General features: G+C 63.4%; 16 protein-coding genes. 4 read left to right on the top strand and 12 right to left on the bottom strand.

Translation table 11 applies throughout. From position 1 onward, the window contains the following. Window positions 1–74 precede the first annotated feature (74 nt). Genes yidC through rpmH form a run of 4 tightly spaced genes read right to left on the bottom strand, consistent with a single transcriptional unit; the run spans window position 75 to window position 2,521 of the window. Window positions 75–1,745, bottom strand: a complete 1,671-nt coding sequence (yidC, locus tag ACOAPY_RS00775) for a membrane protein insertase YidC (protein ID WP_465154679.1) — start codon at window positions 1,743–1,745, stop codon at window positions 75–77. A gap of 3 nt (window positions 1,746–1,748) precedes the next feature. After that, a complete protein-coding gene (gene yidD, locus ACOAPY_RS00770; RefSeq protein WP_076581672.1) occupies window positions 1,749–1,985 on the bottom strand; it encodes a membrane protein insertion efficiency factor YidD in 237 nt (78 codons plus the stop codon). Beyond that, the gene (gene rnpA, locus ACOAPY_RS00765; RefSeq protein ID WP_465154678.1) at window positions 1,978–2,373 is read right to left on the bottom strand and encodes a ribonuclease P protein component; all 396 of its coding nucleotides are present in this window, start codon (window positions 2,371–2,373) and stop codon (window positions 1,978–1,980) included. Before rnpA ends, yidD begins: the two co-directional genes overlap by 8 nt. Before the next feature lie 13 nt (window positions 2,374–2,386). After that, window positions 2,387–2,521: a 50S ribosomal protein L34 gene (rpmH, locus tag ACOAPY_RS00760; RefSeq protein WP_021702523.1), complete on the bottom strand. Its 135-nt coding sequence runs from the start codon at window positions 2,519–2,521 to the stop codon at window positions 2,387–2,389. Between the two features lie 524 nt (window positions 2,522–3,045). Between rpmH and dnaA the strand changes: the two genes are divergently transcribed. The 4 genes from dnaA to gyrB are packed head-to-tail and all read left to right on the top strand — an operon-like array spanning window position 3,046 to window position 9,161. Beyond that, window positions 3,046–4,497 (top strand): chromosomal replication initiator protein DnaA, encoded by a 1,452-nt coding sequence (dnaA, locus tag ACOAPY_RS00755; RefSeq protein WP_465154677.1) that lies wholly within the window; start codon window positions 3,046–3,048, stop codon window positions 4,495–4,497. 29 nt (window positions 4,498–4,526) lie between these two features. Next, entirely contained in the window at window positions 4,527–5,630 is a 1,104-nt protein-coding gene (gene dnaN, locus ACOAPY_RS00750; RefSeq protein WP_465154676.1) for a DNA polymerase III subunit beta, read from the top strand. A gap of 10 nt (window positions 5,631–5,640) precedes the next feature. Continuing rightward, the gene (gene recF / locus ACOAPY_RS00745) at window positions 5,641–6,741 is read left to right on the top strand and encodes a DNA replication/repair protein RecF (RefSeq protein ID WP_465154675.1); all 1,101 of its coding nucleotides are present in this window, start codon (window positions 5,641–5,643) and stop codon (window positions 6,739–6,741) included. After that, entirely contained in the window at window positions 6,738–9,161 is a 2,424-nt protein-coding gene (gene gyrB, locus ACOAPY_RS00740) for a DNA topoisomerase (ATP-hydrolyzing) subunit B (RefSeq protein ID WP_465154674.1), read from the top strand. Before recF ends, gyrB begins: the two co-directional genes overlap by 4 nt. Window positions 9,162–9,492: 331 nt before the next feature. On the opposite strand, the gene ACOAPY_RS00735 is transcribed toward gyrB, so the two are convergent. From ACOAPY_RS00735 to gmhB, 8 genes are all read right to left on the bottom strand, one after another. Further along, window positions 9,493–10,425 (bottom strand): phosphatidate cytidylyltransferase, encoded by a 933-nt coding sequence (locus tag ACOAPY_RS00735; protein ID WP_237045696.1) that lies wholly within the window; start codon window positions 10,423–10,425, stop codon window positions 9,493–9,495. A 1-nt stretch (window position 10,426) separates the two neighbouring features. Next, on the bottom strand, window positions 10,427–11,050 hold the full coding sequence (locus ACOAPY_RS00730) for a lysophospholipid acyltransferase family protein (protein WP_272794470.1): 624 nt from the start codon (window positions 11,048–11,050) through the stop codon (window positions 10,427–10,429). A 13-nt stretch (window positions 11,051–11,063) separates the two neighbouring features. Further along, complete coding sequence (locus ACOAPY_RS00725; RefSeq protein WP_465154673.1) at window positions 11,064–11,519, bottom strand: hypothetical protein; 456 nt, start codon at window positions 11,517–11,519, stop codon at window positions 11,064–11,066. Continuing rightward, window positions 11,509–12,846, bottom strand: a complete 1,338-nt coding sequence (locus tag ACOAPY_RS00720; RefSeq protein WP_465154672.1) for a phosphatase PAP2/dual specificity phosphatase family protein — start codon at window positions 12,844–12,846, stop codon at window positions 11,509–11,511. Before ACOAPY_RS00720 ends, ACOAPY_RS00725 begins: the two co-directional genes overlap by 11 nt. Next, the gene (locus tag ACOAPY_RS00715) at window positions 12,846–14,600 is read right to left on the bottom strand and encodes a bifunctional alpha/beta hydrolase/class I SAM-dependent methyltransferase (protein WP_465154671.1); all 1,755 of its coding nucleotides are present in this window, start codon (window positions 14,598–14,600) and stop codon (window positions 12,846–12,848) included. Before ACOAPY_RS00715 ends, ACOAPY_RS00720 begins: the two co-directional genes overlap by 1 nt. 10 nt (window positions 14,601–14,610) lie before the next feature. Next, window positions 14,611–15,234, bottom strand: a complete 624-nt coding sequence (locus ACOAPY_RS00710; RefSeq protein WP_203789595.1) for a CDP-alcohol phosphatidyltransferase family protein — start codon at window positions 15,232–15,234, stop codon at window positions 14,611–14,613. 235 nt (window positions 15,235–15,469) lie between these two features. Continuing rightward, window positions 15,470–16,243 carry a lysophospholipid acyltransferase family protein gene (locus ACOAPY_RS00705; RefSeq protein WP_465154670.1) on the bottom strand — a complete coding sequence of 258 codons (774 nt, stop codon included), beginning with the start codon at window positions 16,241–16,243 and terminating at the stop codon, window positions 15,470–15,472. Between the two features lie 15 nt (window positions 16,244–16,258). After that, complete coding sequence (gene gmhB / locus ACOAPY_RS00700) at window positions 16,259–16,795, bottom strand: D-glycero-beta-D-manno-heptose 1,7-bisphosphate 7-phosphatase (protein WP_465154669.1); 537 nt, start codon at window positions 16,793–16,795, stop codon at window positions 16,259–16,261. Window positions 16,796–16,848: the final 53 nt, after the last annotated feature.

The raw sequence follows: 16,848 nt of genomic DNA, 5'->3' as shown, positions 1-16,848 counted from the left end.
GGTGTTCTCGGCTGTGGATATCTGACAGATAGCAAAACGCCCCACGAGGGGGCGTCTTGTGCAGCTTAGCGGGTTCAGGCCTTGGCCGCGGCCGCTTCGATCTGGCGGGTAATGTACCACTGCTGGGCAATGGACAGGACGTTGTTGACCACCCAGTACAGCACCAGACCGGCCGGGAACCAGAGGAAGAAGAAGGTGAAGATGATCGGCATCATCTTCATCACCTTGGCCTGCATGGGGTCCGGCGGAGTCGGGTTGAGGTGCTGCTGGATGAACATGGTGGCGCCCATGATGATCGGCAGCAGGAAGTAGGGGTCCTTGATCGACAGGTCGGTGATCCAGAACATCCACGGTGCCTGGCGCATCTCGACGCTTTCCAGGAGTACCCAGTAGAGCGCCAGGAACACCGGCATCTGTACCAGGATCGGCAGGCAGCCACCGAGCGGGTTGATCTTCTCCTTCTTGTACAGCTCCATCATCGCCTGGGACATTTTCTGACGATCATCGCCGAACTGTTCCTTCAGCGCCTGCAGCTTGGGCGAAACAGCGCGCATGCGGGCCATGGAGCGATAACTGGCAGCCGAAAGCGGGAAGAAGGCCAGCTTGATGATGATGGTAAGGACGATGATCGACCACCCCCAGTTGCCAAGCAGGCTGTGGATATGTTCCAGCAGCCAGAAGATCGGCTGGGCGATGAACCACAGCACGCCGTAGTCGACGGTCAGCTCCAGGCCTGGCGACAGGGCCTTGAGGTGATCCTGGATCTTCGGACCGGCATATAGGACGGCACCGGTTTCGGCGCTGGCGCCGGCCGCGACGCTCAGCTGCGGACCGGTGAAGCCGATGATGTAGTTGCCCTGGCTGTCCTTGCGGGTCTGCACACTGTTGCTGTCGTCCTTGTTGGCGACCCAGGCGGTGACGAAATAGTGCTGCAGCCAGGCGACCCAGCCGCCCTGCACGGTTTCGCGCAGGCTCTTCTCGTCCATGTCGCCCATCTTCACCTTCTTGTACGGCTCCTCGGCGGTCCACAGGGCGGCGCCCAGGTAGGTCGCGGTACCGGTGGCGGTGGTGGAAGATGGGTCGGCGCTGTTGTCACGCTTGAGCTGGGCGTAGAAGTTGCCGCTCCAGGCCTGACCGCTCTGGTTGTCGATCTTGTAATCGACTTTCAGATCGTACTGACCACGCTCGAAGCTGAAGCGCTTGACGTAGTTGACCCCGGCCTCGGCATAGGTCAGCTCGACCACCAGCTGGTCCTGGCCATCAGCCATTGCGTAGCTGCGCTGGGCGCTGCTCCACAGGGCACGACCGCTGGTCTTGTCCGGTGCGTTGGTACCGATCAGGCCGCTCTGTGCCAGGTAGGTGCGCTCCCCGCCGTTGTCGAACAGCTGGAACGGCACGTCCGGGCGATCCTGGCGACGCGGATACTGCGGCAGCGTCAGTTGGACGATATCACCGCCCTTGGGATCGATCGCCAGCTCGAGCACATCGGTCTTCACCCGGATCAGCTCGTCGCTGACCGCTGCCGGAGCCGCCAGCTGCGGGTTGGCATCGGTATTGGCGGTCGGCACGTCGTCGGCGGCATTGCTGGCCGGAACATCCGGCAGGCTCGCGGCCTGGTTGCCGCTGACGGTGGTGCTGGCGGTCGCCGGAATGGCGGCTTGGCCGTAGTCCTCGTTCCACTGCAGAACCATCAGGTAGGACACGATGGCCAGGGCGACGAGCAGGATCGAGCGTTGGATGTCCATGGATTACTCGGTCATCGAAGGTGAGGAGGGAGGCGGAACCGGATCGTAACCACCGGGGTTCCAGGGATGGCAGCGACTCAGGCGGCGTAGGCCGAGCCAGCTGCCACGCAGCACGCCATGGGTTTCGATGGCTTGCTGGGTGTAGCAGGAGCAGCTGGGATAGAAGCGACAGTGACTGGCCATCAAGGGGCTGATGGCGTAGCGGTAGAACTGGATCGGTAGAATCACCAGTTTACGCATGGGGGCTGTCGCCTACCCCGGGAGGTGCGGCTGCGGGACGCTGCTTGGCCAGGCGTTTCCAGAGTTTGCCGAACTGCTCATGCAGTTCCGGATTGTCCAGATCACCAAGACCTTTGCGTGCCACCACAACAATGTCCAGACCTGCCAGCAACTTCTGATGGTGCCGGAAAGAATCCCGGATCAGACGTTTCAGGCGGTTGCGCTCGACGGAGAGCTTGACGCTTTTCTTGCCGATCACCAGCCCCAGACGAGGATGCTCGAGATCGTTGGCACGTGCGAGGAGCAGGACGTTCTTGCCTGGTGCCTTGCCGCTCGGTGAGTCAAAGACTGCCTTGAATTGTCGGGGGGTCAGCAGACGCTTTTCCCGACCGTAGTCTCGACTCACCACCCGTTCCGAGTAATCAGACGGTCAGACGCTTGCGGCCCTTGGCGCGACGACGCGACAGGACGGCACGGCCGTTCTTGGTGGCCATGCGAGCGCGGAAACCGTGAACGCGAGCGCGCTTGAGGGTGCTGGGTTGGAAAGTACGTTTCATGCTGATCTACCTGGGTGGTCCATACGGGCCTGGATGGCCCCCGTTTAAAGAGACCGGCGATTCTAGTGAAACCGCGGCGCCAGGTCAATTTCCAACCAGCCTGGAATCTGTAAAGAAAGATAAAAGGAAGGAAAATCTTTAAAGAGCTTGTTCTAGTAAAATTTAATGGTCCTCCAACGTGCTGTGGAAAAGTCGCTGGAAGCTTAGCGCTTCGTGGCTTGGCGAGAAGGATAAGCTTGTCCGAAAGCGGTGTGCCGGCTGTTCGCAGGCGGTGCACCGCCTGTGCAGGAAAGGTCAATTTACCCACAGAGGGCTTTTCCCGTGCGTTACCCCCAGGCTTTTGCCCAGCCCTCAGTTACCTTTATCCACAGACTTTACGGATCTTTCTGTAAACGTGGGAAACACCAATAAATCCTTGATTCTATTCGGCTGATCGTGTCGATTCGTGTGGATAACTCTGCCCCTCAGGGCTACAATGCAAGCTGTTTTTTTCATCGCAACCGTAGCGATCCCAGGGGATTTCAGTGTCCGTAGAACTTTGGCAGCAGTGTGTGGAGCTGCTTCGCGACGAGTTGCCCGCCCAGCAATTCAATACCTGGATCCGCCCATTGCAGGTGGAGTCGGCCGGTGACGAGCTGCGCGTCTATGCGCCGAACCGCTTTGTGCTCGACTGGGTCAACGAAAAGTACATGGTGCGCCTGCTTGAGCTGTTGGCTGAGCGCGCCAATGGTTTGGCACCGGCGCTGTCGCTTCTGATCGGCAGCAAGCGCAATCCGGCTCCGCGCATGGCCGCCCCGACGCCATCGCCTTCTATTAATAGTGCGCCGGTGGCGTCGGCTCCGGCTGTAGTTGCGGATGAGTCGCCCAGCAGCGATCCCCTGATCGTGGCGGCGCCACAGCCTGCCGCCAGTCGACCGGTCGAGCGCACCGTGCAGGTGGAAGGCGCGCTCAAGCACACCAGCTACCTGAACCGCACCTTCACCTTCGAGAATTTCGTTGAGGGCAAGTCCAACCAGATGGCCCGCGCGGCGGCCTGGCAAGTGGCGGACAACCTCAAGCACGGCTACAACCCGCTGTTCCTCTATGGTGGGGTCGGGCTGGGCAAGACCCACCTGATGCATGCGGTGGGCAACCACCTGCTGAAGAAGAACCCCAATGCCAAGGTGGTTTACCTGCATTCCGAGCGCTTCGTCGCCGACATGGTCAAGGCGCTGCAGCTCAATGCGATCAACGAGTTCAAGCGCTTCTACCGCTCGGTGGATGCGCTGCTGATCGACGACATCCAGTTCTTCGCCAAGAAGGAGCGTTCCCAGGAAGAGTTTTTCCACACCTTCAACGCGCTTCTCGAGGGTGGCCAACAGGTGATCCTCACTAGCGACCGCTACCCGAAGGAAATCGAAGGACTGGAAGAGCGCCTGAAGTCGCGTTTCGGTTGGGGCCTGACCGTTGCCGTCGAGCCGCCGGAGCTGGAGACCCGCGTCGCCATCCTGATGAAGAAGGCCGAGCAGACCAAAGTCGATCTGCCCCACGATGCCGCCTTCTTCATCGCCCAGCGTATCCGCTCCAATGTGCGTGAACTGGAAGGCGCGCTGAAACGGGTAATCGCCCACTCGCACTTCACCAACCAGCCGATCAGCATCGAGCTGATCCGCGAGTCGTTGAAGGACCTCCTGGCCCTGCAGGACAAGCTGGTCAGCGTCGACAACATCCAGCGTACGGTGGCCGAGTACTACAAGATCAAGATCGCCGATCTGCTCTCCAAGCGGCGTTCCCGTTCGGTGGCGCGCCCGCGTCAGGTGGCCATGGCCCTGTCCAAGGAACTGACCAACCACAGCCTGCCGGAAATCGGTGATGCTTTTGGCGGAAGAGACCACACCACAGTGCTGCACGCCTGTCGTAAGATTGCGGAATTGCGCGAAGCCGACGCGGATATCCGCGAGGACTACAAGAACCTGCTGCGCACCCTGACCACCTGATCGCAGCCCACAAGGCAAGGGACTAGACCATGCATTTCACCATTCAACGCGAAGCCCTGTTGAAACCCCTGCAACTGGTCGCCGGTGTCGTCGAACGCCGCCAGACCCTGCCGGTCCTGTCGAACGTGCTGCTGGTGGTCGAAGGCCAGCAGCTGTCGCTGACCGGTACCGACCTGGAAGTCGAGCTGGTGGGGCGCGTTACTCTGGAAGACAGCGCCGAGCCGGGCGAGATCACCGTGCCGGCGCGCAAGCTGATGGACATTTGCAAGAGCCTGCCGAGCGATGCGCTGATCGACATCCGCGTCGACGAGCAGAAGCTGGTGGTCAAGGCCGGTCGCAGCCGCTTTACCCTGTCGACCCTGCCGGCCAACGATTTCCCCACTGTGGAGGAAGGCCCGGGCTCGCTGACCTTCAACCTGGTGCAGAGCAAGCTGCGTCGACTGATCGACCGCACCAGCTTCGCCATGGCCCAGCAGGACGTACGCTACTACCTCAACGGCATGCTGATCGAGGTACAGACTGGTGTGCTCCGCGCCGTTGCCACCGACGGTCACCGCCTGGCCATGTGCTCCATGGAAGCCACCATCGAGCACACCGAAAAGCATCAAGTGATCGTGCCGCGTAAGGGTATCCTCGAGCTGGCCCGTCTGCTCACCGAGCAGGATGGTGAAGTCTCCGTTGTGCTGGGCGCCAACCATATTCGCGCTACCACCGGCGAGTTCACCTTCACCTCCAAGCTGGTCGACGGCAAGTTCCCGGATTACGAGCGCGTGCTGCCGCGCGGCGGCGACAAGCTGGTGATCGGCGATCGCCAGGCCCTGCGCGAAGCCTTCAGCCGTACCGCGATCCTGTCCAACGAGAAGTACCGTGGCATTCGTCTGCAGCTGGCCAGCGGTCTGCTGAAGATCCAGGCCAACAACCCGGAGCAGGAAGAAGCGGAAGAGGAAGTGGTGGTCGATTACAGCGGTGGCTCGCTGGAGATCGGCTTCAACGTTAGCTACCTGCTTGACGTGCTGGGCGTGATGACCACCGAACAGGTGCGCCTGATCCTCTCCGATGCCAACAGCAGCGCCCTGGTGCAGGAAGCCGGCAACGACGACTCTTCTTACGTCGTTATGCCGATGCGTCTGTAATCTCCGCTGAATGTCCCTCTCCCGCGTCACCGTCACCGCGGTGCGAAACCTGCACCCGGTGACGCTCTCCCCCTCCCCTCGCATTAATATCCTTCACGGCGCCAATGGCAGCGGCAAGACCAGCCTGCTGGAAGCCATCCATCTGCTTGCCCTCGCCCGCTCGTTCCGCAGCAACAAATTGCAGCCGATGATCCAGTACGAACAGCCGGCCTGTACCGTGTTCGGCCAGGTGCAGCGTGAGGACGGCTTGCACAGCAACCTGGGTATTTCCCGTGACCGTCAGGGCGAGCTGCAAATTCGCATCGATGGACAGAACGCACGGAGTACCGCGCAGCTCGCCGAGATCCTGCCGTTGCAGGTAATCAACCCGGACAGCTTCCGCCTGCTCGAGGGGGCACCCAAGGTACGTCGGCAGTTCCTCGACTGGGGAGTGTTCCACGTGGAACCACGCTTCCTGCCGGCCTGGCAGCGCCTGCAGAAGGCCCTGCGGCAGCGGAACTCGTGGCTGCGGCATGGTACACTGGACGCCGCGTCGCAAGCGGCTTGGGACCGTGAACTGTGCCTGGCCAGCGACGAGGTGGATGGCTATCGGCGTGCCTATATCCAGGCCCTGAAGCCAGTTTTCGAACAGGTGCTGGGCGAGTTGGTGGAGATTGAGGGGCTGACCCTCAGTTACTACCGCGGCTGGGACAAGGACAAACCGCTGGCCGATGTACTGGCCACCACGCTGCCCCGTGACCAGCAGCTGGGGCATACCCAGGCTGGGCCGCAACGCGCCGATCTGCGCCTGCGGCTGGGGACGAACAATGCCGCGGAGATTCTGTCCCGTGGTCAGCAGAAGTTGGTGGTGTGTGCCTTGCGCATCGCCCAGGGGCATCTGCTGAATCAGGCCAAACAAGGCCAATGCATCTATCTGGTGGACGACCTGCCGTCGGAACTGGATGAGCGACATCGACAGGCCCTGTGCCGCCTGCTGGACGATTTGCAGTGCCAGGTGTTCATCACCTGTGTCGACCATGAATATTTGAAGGATGGCTGGCGCACGGACACGCCGGTCGCCATGTTCCACGTGGAACATGGAGTGATCACCGCATCGGGAGTGAACGCATGAGCGACGAGAACAACACGTACGACTCCTCGAGTATCAAGGTACTCAAAGGTCTGGATGCCGTACGCAAGCGCCCGGGCATGTACATCGGTGACACCGATGACGGCACCGGCCTGCACCACATGGTGTTCGAGGTGGTGGACAACTCCATCGACGAAGCGCTGGCCGGCTACTGCTCCGAGATCAGCATCACCATCCACCCCGACGAATCCATCAGCGTGCGCGATAACGGTCGCGGCATTCCGGTGGATATGCACAAGGAAGAAGGCGTTTCCGCAGCCGAGGTCATCATGACTGTGCTGCACGCCGGCGGTAAGTTCGACGATAACAGCTACAAGGTGTCCGGCGGCCTGCACGGCGTGGGCGTCTCTGTGGTGAACGCGTTGTCCAAGGAACTGGTGCTGACCATCCGCCGCAGCGGCAAGATCTGGGAACAGACTTACGTGCACGGCGTGCCGCAGGCGCCGCTGGCCCCGGTCGGTGATAGCGAAGGTACTGGCACGCAGATTCACTTCAAACCGTCCGAAGACACCTTCAAGAACATCCACTTCAGCTGGGACATCCTGGCCAAGCGTCTGCGCGAGCTGTCCTTCCTCAACTCCGGCGTCGGCATCCTGCTCAAGGATGAACGCACCGGCAAGGAAGAACTGTTCAAGTACGAGGGCGGCCTCAAGGCCTTCGTCGAGTACCTGAACACCAACAAGACCATCGTCAACCAGGTGTTCCACTTCAACGTGCAGCGCGAGGAAGACGGCGTTGGTGTGGAGGTTGCGCTACAGTGGAATGACAGCTTCAACGAGAACATCCTCTGCTTCACCAACAACATTCCGCAGCGTGACGGCGGTACCCACCTGGCTGGTTTCCGTTCCGCCCTCACCCGCCATCTGAACAACTACATCGAGCAGGAGGGCCTGGCGAAGAAGTTCAAGATCGCCACCACCGGCGACGACGCCCGTGAAGGCCTGACCGCGATCATCTCGGTCAAGGTGCCGGACCCGAAGTTCAGCTCGCAGACCAAGGACAAGCTGGTCTCCTCCGAAGTGAAGACCGCGGTCGAGCAGGAAATGGGCAAGTACTTCGGCGACTTCCTGTTGGAAAACCCCAACGAAGCCAAGGCCGTGGTCGGCAAGATGATCGATGCTGCCCGTGCTCGAGAAGCCGCGCGCAAGGCCCGCGAGATGACCCGCCGCAAGGGGGCGCTGGATATCGCCGGTCTGCCCGGCAAGCTGGCCGACTGTCAGGAAAAAGACCCGGCGCTGTCCGAACTCTACATCGTGGAGGGTGACTCCGCGGGCGGTTCTGCCAAGCAGGGCCGCAACCGCAGGACTCAGGCGATCCTGCCGCTGAAGGGCAAGATCCTCAACGTCGAGAAGGCGCGCTTCGACAAGATGCTCTCCTCCCAGGAGGTCGGTACTCTGATCACCGCCCTCGGCTGTGGCATCGGCCGCGAGGAATACAACATCGACAAGCTGCGCTACCACAACATCATCATCATGACCGATGCCGACGTTGACGGTTCGCACATCCGCACCCTGCTGCTGACCTTCTTCTTCCGCCAGTTGCCGGAGCTGATCGAGCGCGGCTACATCTACATCGCCCAGCCGCCGCTGTACAAGGTGAAGAAAGGCAAGCAGGAGCAGTACATCAAGGACGACGAGGCCATGGACGAGTACATGACCCAGTCGGCCCTGGAAGAGGCCAGCCTGCACGTCAACGAGAACGCACCGGGTCTGTCCGGCGAAGCGCTGGAGCGGCTGGTCAACGACTACCGCGCGGTGATCAAGACCCTCGGCCGCCTGTCCCGCGTCTACCCGCAGGACATCACCGAGCACATGGTTTACCTACCGCGCGTATCGGTGGAACAGCTGGCCGACCAGGCCGCCATGCAGGCCTGGCTGGAAGCCTTCCAGGCGCGCCTGAAGGGCGCCGAGAAGTCTGGCCAGACCTACAGCGCCAGCCTGCGCGAGGACCGCGAGCGCCACCTGTGGCTGCCGGAAGTTGAAGTCCTGGCCCACGGCCTGTCCAGCTATATCACCTTCAACCGCGACTTCTTCGCCAGCAACGACTACAAGTCGGTCACCGCGCTGGGCGACCAGCTCAACAGCCTGTTGGAAGACGGTGCCTACGTGCAGCGTGGCGAGCGCAAGAAGGCGGTCAGCACCTTCAAGGAAGCCTTCGAGTGGCTGAAGGTCGAGAGCACCAAGCGCCACAGCATCCAGCGCTATAAGGGTCTCGGCGAGATGAACCCGGAGCAGCTGTGGGAAACCACCATGGATCCGACCGTGCGCCGCATGCTCAAGGTGACCATCGAGGACGCCATCGCCGCCGACCAGATCTTCAACACCCTGATGGGCGACGCCGTGGAGCCGCGCCGCGACTTCATCGAGTCCAACGCCCTGGCGGTGTCGAACCTGGACTTCTGACCCCAGTCGTCGCAGAAAGAAAACCCCGGCCTTGTGCCGGGGTTTTTATTTCTGCCGCTATAGCGAAAGGCTTACACGGAATGGCGGAACAGGCTTCTGACCTCGCCTGCTGCTCCTGGCTAATCTACACACACCTGCCGGGAACTGGATGTCCCGGGTCAAGGAAGACAGACCGCGCCAGGATGGCAGACGACAGGATGTCGGAAGGTCATAAAAAACCCGCCTCGGCGGGTTTTTTGTTGCCTGCGATTCCATGCAGGCCCGGCGTCAGCGCTGGCCCGGGATTCAGCGAATCAGCTGTCGCCTCGAGCGAGGCGACAGCCGAAGCGGATCAGGCCCACCAGTAGCGCACGAAATGGAAGAAGATCGGTGCGGCGAAGCATACCGAGTCCATGCGGTCGAGCATGCCGCCATGGCCTTCGATCATGTGACCCCAGTCCTTCACCCCACGGTCACGTTTGATCGCCGACATCACCAGGCCGCCGGCGAAGCCCAGCAGGTTGACGATCAGGGCCAACAGCGCGGCCTGCCAGAAGCTGAACGGTGTGATCCAGAACAGCGAGGCACCGACCAGGCTGGCCAGAGCCACACCGCCGACAAAGCCCTCGACGGTCTTCGAGGGCGACAGTTTGGGCGCGATCTTGTGCTTGCCGGCGAGCTTGCCGCAGACGTACTGCAGCACGTCCGATAGCTGCACCACGATGATCAGCCAGGCGATCAGCAGCAGGTTTCGCCCTTCATAGCCGGGAATATCCAGTGTCAGCAGCGCCGGCACGGCGGACACGCAGTACACCGCGATCATCAGCCCCCACTGCACTTCCGAGGCGCGTTCAAGGAAGCGCGTGGTGTCGCCGCCCAACGAGGCGAGGATCGGCAGCAGGAGGAACAGGTAGACCGGGATGAAGATGGCGAACAGGCCATACCAGTCCAGGGCGATCAGCAGGTACTGCATCGGCAGCGCAAAGTAGAAGGCCGCTACCAGCGCCGGATAGTCGCTGCGCCGGGTCGGCGTCAGGGTGAGGAACTCGCGCAGGGCGTAGAACGACACAAAGTAGAACAGCAGGATCACGCCATTGTTGCCGAACAGGAAGGCGATGCCGATAACCAGCACCATAGCCCACCAGGCGTCGATCCGTGCGTTGAGGTTCTCGATCACCGCGTTGGGTACTTCGCCGGCGCGCCAGCGCAGCACGCGGGCGATCAGCGTGGCGAGCAGCAGTACGGCACCGATGCCGGCGAACAGCAGGATTGTGTTGCGATCCATCTCAGACTACCTCCGGGGCCAGTTCCAGCAGGGCATTGCGGGCGCGTTCGAGGAACGCTGCCTTGTCCTCCCCTTCCTGGCGTTCGAGCGGTGCGCCGAAGCTAAGGGTACACAGCAGCGGTAACGGCAGCGCCCTACCCTTGGGCATCACCCGGTTGAGGTTGGCGATCCACACCGGCACCAGTTCCACATCGGGTTTGGCCTGTGCCAGGTGGTACAGGCCGCTCTTGAACGGCAGCAGCTGCTCGTCGGTGAGGTTGCGGGTGCCCTCGGGGAAGATGATCAGCGAGTCACCCTGCTCCAGCGCATCGAGCATCGATTGCAGCGGGTTGGCGTTGGGGTCGCTGCGGTCGCGGTCGACCAGCACGCCGTTGAACACATCACGGATCAGAAAACGGCGCAGATCGCCCTTCATCCAGTAGTCGGAGCCGGCTACCGGGCGAGTGCGGCGGCGCAGCTCTGGCGGCAGGGAGGCCCACAGCAGCACGAAGTCGCCGTGGCTGCTGTGGTTGGCGTAATACAACCTTTGTGTCGGCTGGGCCGTGCAGCCCAGCCAGAGGGCTCGGGCGCCGGTCAGCAGGCGAGCTGCCGAGGTGATGGCGAACGCAGTGAGCGAAGCGAGCATGGATATGACTCCTTTATCCAGCCAGGGAAAGCCAGGGGGTGGCGAGAATGACGACCAGGGCCAGCAGCATCTGCGCCACCAGCCAGGCGGCCTGTAGGCGCAGCAGACGGAGCGCGGCGCGGCTACGTTGCAGCCAGTCGCGAGGCGCAGCGTCGGTGGGTTGCAGGTCAAGGCTGTGCAGGGCCTGGTCGAGGTCGGTGGTGTGCATGGCCAGGCGAGCGGCATCGCCGGCCAGGCGGGCGAACAGTTCAGCGTCCAGCGCCACGCGGATGGCCCAGTACTTCTGTGCCAGGCCGAGCATCACCAGCAGGCCGCAGACCACAGCGCTGACGGCGCTGGCTGGCGCACCGAGCAGTGGCGCCAGGCCATAGGCCAGGGCCAGCAGGGTCAGCGCATTGGACAGCAGGTCCAGGCCGCGGCCACGGCGCAGCAGGCCGGCGACCAGGGTGAGTTGCATCTCAGAGGCCATGGGCCATCTCCAGATTCGCCGAGGGTTGCCGCAGGCCCTGCAGCGCTTTGCGCTGGGCGTCGCCAAGGACGATGCGCGGCCGTACGGCGCGGATCATCGCAATGGCCTGCTCAACGCTGCCGGCGCGGCCGCTGTGCAGGAGCCAGGCGGCGACCAGGGTGGCGCTGCGCGAATAGCCGAGGGCGCAGCAGACCAGCAGCGGACCCTGCTGGCGCAACTGTTCGATCAGCTCGGCGCCCTGACGGCACGCCTCGCTATCGGGGGCGACCAGGTCCAGCAGTGGCAGGTTGCGATAGGTCTTGCCGGGCAGGCGCACCGGCAGCTCGGCGCTGAGGTCCAGCACCGCACTGAAGGATATGGCCTCGGCAGCAGTGGGTACACGACCGAGCCAGATGCCTTCGATCACCTGATCCGGTTGCGGATGCTTGCGCGTCCACAGTCGCGAATTGATCCAGGCGCCGAGCAGGTAAGGCGCCAGTAGCCAGTTGCTGGCCACGCTCAGTAAGCCATCGGCACGTTTCTGGAAGCCGGCCACGCCGAACAGTGAGTAATTCAGCGCCACCAGCAGCAGCGATGCGCAGGGCCATAGCAGCCACAGCCAGGCGCCGCCGAGATTGACCGCCAGGGCCGCGCAGATCGCGCTGCCCAGCCCGTAGCGAAGCGCTAGGCGCCAGCGCTGTGGCTCGCGAGCCAGGCGCAGGTTCTGCAGCGGGCTGCGACCCTCGTTTGGCCAGAGCCAGACGCACAGCCAGCCGGCCAGGGCGCCGGTGGGAACATCGATGAAGTGATGCTGCCAGGTGGTCAGCACCGACAGGCCGATCAGTGCCATCCAGCCATGCAGCAGGCCACGCAGCAGCAGGCCACGGGTGTGCCGGGCGAACATCACCCAGATCACCACCAGCAGCGCGATGTGCAGCGAGGGTGCCTGGTTGAACGGCTTGTCGAAGCCCATCAGCACGTCGAACATCCAGCCGAACAAGCCGTCCAGCTCCGGACGCTCGAAGGTGAAGCGCAGCGGCCAGAGCAGGAAGCAGGCGACACAGATGATCTGCGCGGTAAGCAGGCGCAGGGCGTGGCTGTCCATCTCCCGGCGCGTGGCCGGGAGCAGGAAGGACAAGCCGTAGAGCAGGTCGATCGACCAGTAGGGCACGATGCTCCATGGCCACAACGGCATCGCGCTTTCCCAGGCGAACACCAGGCTGCCGACATCCTCGCGCTGCGCGGTCAACCAGTTGGCGAAGCCGTAGCTGGCGAAGAACAGCGGGCCGAGCAGCAACAGCCAGAGAACCCCGCGCTTCCACATTCCGGTCTCGCGGGTGCTTTCCATCAGGACACCCGCTGGGCCAGCGACACGCTGAAGATGCCCCATTCGTCGATACGCTGTTCCAGCTTGCGGAAACCGGCGGCCTCCACCAGCTGGTCCATCTCCGCCTGGCTGCGTCGGCGCATCACCCAGGCCTGGCCCTGGCGGTGGCTGGTCAGGGCGCGGGCGATCAGCTCCAGTTGCGGGTGCCAGGGCTGACCGGTGTAGACCAGGTAGCCGCCCTCCTCGACCGCTGCGGCCAGGCCGGCCAGCGAGTCGCCAATCATTTGGTTGCTGCCGAACAGCTCATACAGTCCAGAGACCACCGCCAGCGTTGGCTTGGGATCGAGGGTAGCCAGGTCAGCCCGGTCGAAGGCATCGCCTTTGACGAAGCGGGCGATGTCGCTGAGGCCCTTCTGCTCGATCAGTGCACTGCCGTCGCGTACGTTGATCTCGCTGTAGTCGCGCAGCAGGATCGCGTCCGGCTTGTGCTCCAGTCCTTCGAGGGATTCGAGGATGTAACGGCCGTGGCCGGCGGCGATGTCGACGATGCGCACCGCCTTGCCCGCTTCGCGCAGCCGGCCCATGGCCAGGCGCAGCAGTTCCTCGGCATGCAGCTTGCGCTGGCGGATGCCACGCCAGCCGATGGAGTTCAGGTAGTTCGCATCGATCAGGCGGCCCAGCGCTGATTTGCCGGACGGCTGGTTGCGGTAGACGTAGTCCAGCGTGCTGCCAGAATCGAAGCCGGTTTCGAAGCCCAGCTTCACCCCGTCGGACAGCCCGCTGCCGAGCTTGAGGCCGGCGCGGGTCGCGCGCCAGTACAGATCGCCGAGGGAGTTCTTCGGCAGTGGCGCAGCCAGGCTCTCGGCCTCGGCGCAGCTCCAGCCACAACGGTCGGCATCCAGCAGCGAGGGACGCGCGGCCGGCTGCTCGAAACTTTCCAGGATGAAGCGCCGCGCACGGCTCAGCGCATGAGCGCGGTCGCGCTCGCCAAGGGTGTCGTGGAAGAAGCCGGGAAGGATGTGCTTCTCCTTGCGCAGGCTACCGAGGCGTTCGAAGAACTGCTCCTGCGGTTTGCGGTGCACGACGAAGTCGGCGCCGGAAATCAGCAGCTGGGTCGGTACCTGGATCGCCTGGGCATCGGCGACCACGCGCTCGGCGGCATCATAGAGCCCCAGCAGCATGTTGACCGAGATCGGCCGGGTGATCAGCGGGTCGTTCTCGAACGAGGCGATGCGCTCGGGATCGTGGCTGAGGAAGCGCGCCTTGACGTAGCTGTTGACGAAGAAGTTGCCGCGCCACTGGCGCAGCAGCTTCAGGCCCGGGCGGGCGAAGGGCACGTAGAGCTTGACCTTGAAGGCCGGCGAGGCGAGCACCAGGCAGCGTACCTTGGGTGCGTAGTCGTGGGCCCAGGTGCTGATCAGCACGGCGCCCACGCTCTGCGCCAACACGGCCATGTCGGACTGCTGGATGGCATGCGTCGCGCTGAGGTGATCGAGGAAGGTCTGCACATCGCGCACGCTGGTGGCGAAGCTCGGGCTGTCGCCACGCGCGCCGGGCGACAGGCCGTGGCCGCGGGCATCCCAGGCGAAGAAGTCGTAGTCGGGCAGGTCCAGCTCGGCGGGCAGGTGGGCCATGCGCCCGCCGTGCTCGTGGCCGCGGTGGAACATCACCACCGCCTTGCGCGGGCCAGCGCCGGGCTGAGTGGCGGGCCAGTGGCGATAGAGAAGCTCCACGCCATCGTGGGTGAGGAAGACAGCCGTCTTGCAGTCGCGCATCGAAATATCCTTATTCCGATTGAGAGGTTTGTGCCACCTCGGCCAGGCCTTGGCGCACGCGGTTGACCAGAGTCGCCAGCAGCAACAGCAGGATCACGGCCAGCAGCCCGTTTATCCAAGACGACGGCAGCAGGCCGGACGCCACACCGGCACCCAGCACGCCGAAGCAGAAGGCGCGGTCGCTTTTGCCCATGGGCCCGTCGTAGCGGCGCGAAGCGCCGACCATCGGGCCGAGCACGCCGGCGTACTCGCTGATCACCGCCAGCACCACCACCAGCACCACCAGGGTTGGCGAAACGCCGGCGAGCAGAGCGAAGGGCAGGTACAGGGCGCTGTCGGCGACCACGTCACTCAGCTCGTTGAGGTAGGCGCCGAGTTTGGACTGCTGGCCGAACTCGCGGGCGAGCATGCCGTCCACGGCGTTCAATGCCATGCGCAGCAGCATCCACAAAGGAATCAGGGCGAACAGCCAGGTGTGCTGTGGCAACCAGGCCAGCAGCGCGCCGAGCAGCACGGACACCGCGGCGGCAGCGAGGGTCACCTGGTTGGCGGTAACGCCCCGCGCATACAGGCGCTGCACACCGGGGCGCAGCAGATTCTGGAAGCGGGGCTTGAGCTGGTAGATGGACGGCATGGAGCGAAAATCCCTTTCACGATGCGGGTCCGCCTAGCTTACTCGCTTTGCCCGCCCGGCGTTCCGGCAAGACTGTGCGGCATTGCCGAATTCGCCCATGGCGCCGGTTGCGGTGAAAAACTTATGCCCCGCTCAATGGCTGCTCGGGCGAAGCATAAAAACCATATAAAACAGAATCTTGCGCGAGGTAATGGCAATGCGCCGGTATTCCGCGCACAGCTTATCCACAGGCGCGTCAGGCGAGGCCGGAGGCGCTTTCGGGGACGACCTGAGGCGCTACGCCGCTGATCTGTTGCTGGGTCTGGGCCACCCAGGCATAGGCACGCTCGTTGAGTTCGGCAATAGCGCGCGGGCCCTCACCTTCGGCATGCATCAGCGGGCCGATCACCACCTGGACGGTGCCGGGATACTTGGCCCAACCCTGCTTGGGCCAGAACTCGCCGGCGTTGTGTGCGATCGGCAGTACCGGCAGGCCGGCGTTCACCGCTAAGGCAGCGCCGCCGCGAGAGAACTTGCCGATCTGCCCCGGTGGAATGCGCGTGCCTTCGGGGAAGATCAGCACCCAGGCGCCCTGACGGATGCGCTCGTCGCCCTGCTTGGCCAGTTGCTTGAGGGCGGCCTTGGGGTTGCTGCGGTCGATGGCGATGGGCTTGAGCATGGCCATGGCCCAGCCGAAGAACGGCACGTACAGCAGTTCGCGCTTGACCACCTGCGACAGCGGCTCGAACAGCGCGGAGAGGAAGAAGGTTTCCCAGGTGCTCTGGTGCTTGGCCAGGATCACGCAGGGCTGCTGCGGAATGTTTTCCAGGCCGCGGACTTCGTAGTGGATGCCTGCCACCACCTTGGCCAGCCAGGTGGCGCAGCGGCACCAGGTCTGGATCACCAGGCGGTAGCGCGCGCGGAACGGCAGGAAAGGCGCGATGAACACGCAGAAGATGCACCAGAAGAAGGAGCTGGAGGACAGCAGCAGGTAGAAGAAGAAGGTTCTGATGGCCTGCACTGTCGTCATGGGGGCTCGCGTTCTCTAGAGAAGAAGCTGATCGGCAACCGCCGCCAGATCATCGAATATCAGGGTTCCCGCTGGCAATGGCTTGGCCAGCGTGCGCTGGCCCTTGCCGGTCTTCACCAGCACGGGTTGGCAATGGACGGCCAGCGCTGCCTCCAGGTCACCGCTGCTGTCGCCGACGAACCAGACGCCTGCCAGTTCCGTGCCGTAGTGCGCAGCGATCTGCTGCAGCATGCCGGGTTTGGGCTTGCGGCAGGCGCAGCCGTCGTCCGGGCCGTGCGGGCAATGCACGATCAGGCCGACTTCGCCGCCCTGCTCCGCTACCAGCTGGCGCAGGCGCACATGCATGGACTCCAGCGTGGCCAGGTCGTAATAGCCGCGGGCCAGGCCCGACTGGTTGGTGGCCACGGCCACGGTCCAGCCGGCCTTGCTCAGGCGGGCGATGGCGTCGATCGAGCCCGGGATCGGAATCCACTCGTCGAGCGACTTGATGTAGGCGTCGGAGTCTTCGTTGATGACGCCGTCGCGGTCGAGAATCAGCAACTTCATACACATATCCGGGCAGAGGTGGATAAGGCGGCGCCGTTATCCACTCTACCGAGCGCGGT

Source organism: Pseudomonas stagnisoli (assembly GCF_048595745.1).
In the GTDB taxonomy this organism is placed as follows: Bacteria; Pseudomonadota; Gammaproteobacteria; order Pseudomonadales; family Pseudomonadaceae; genus Aquipseudomonas; species Aquipseudomonas alcaligenes_A.
The sequence above is the reverse complement of the archived record's forward strand: the minus strand, read 5'-3'. Positions and strand labels throughout refer to the sequence as shown.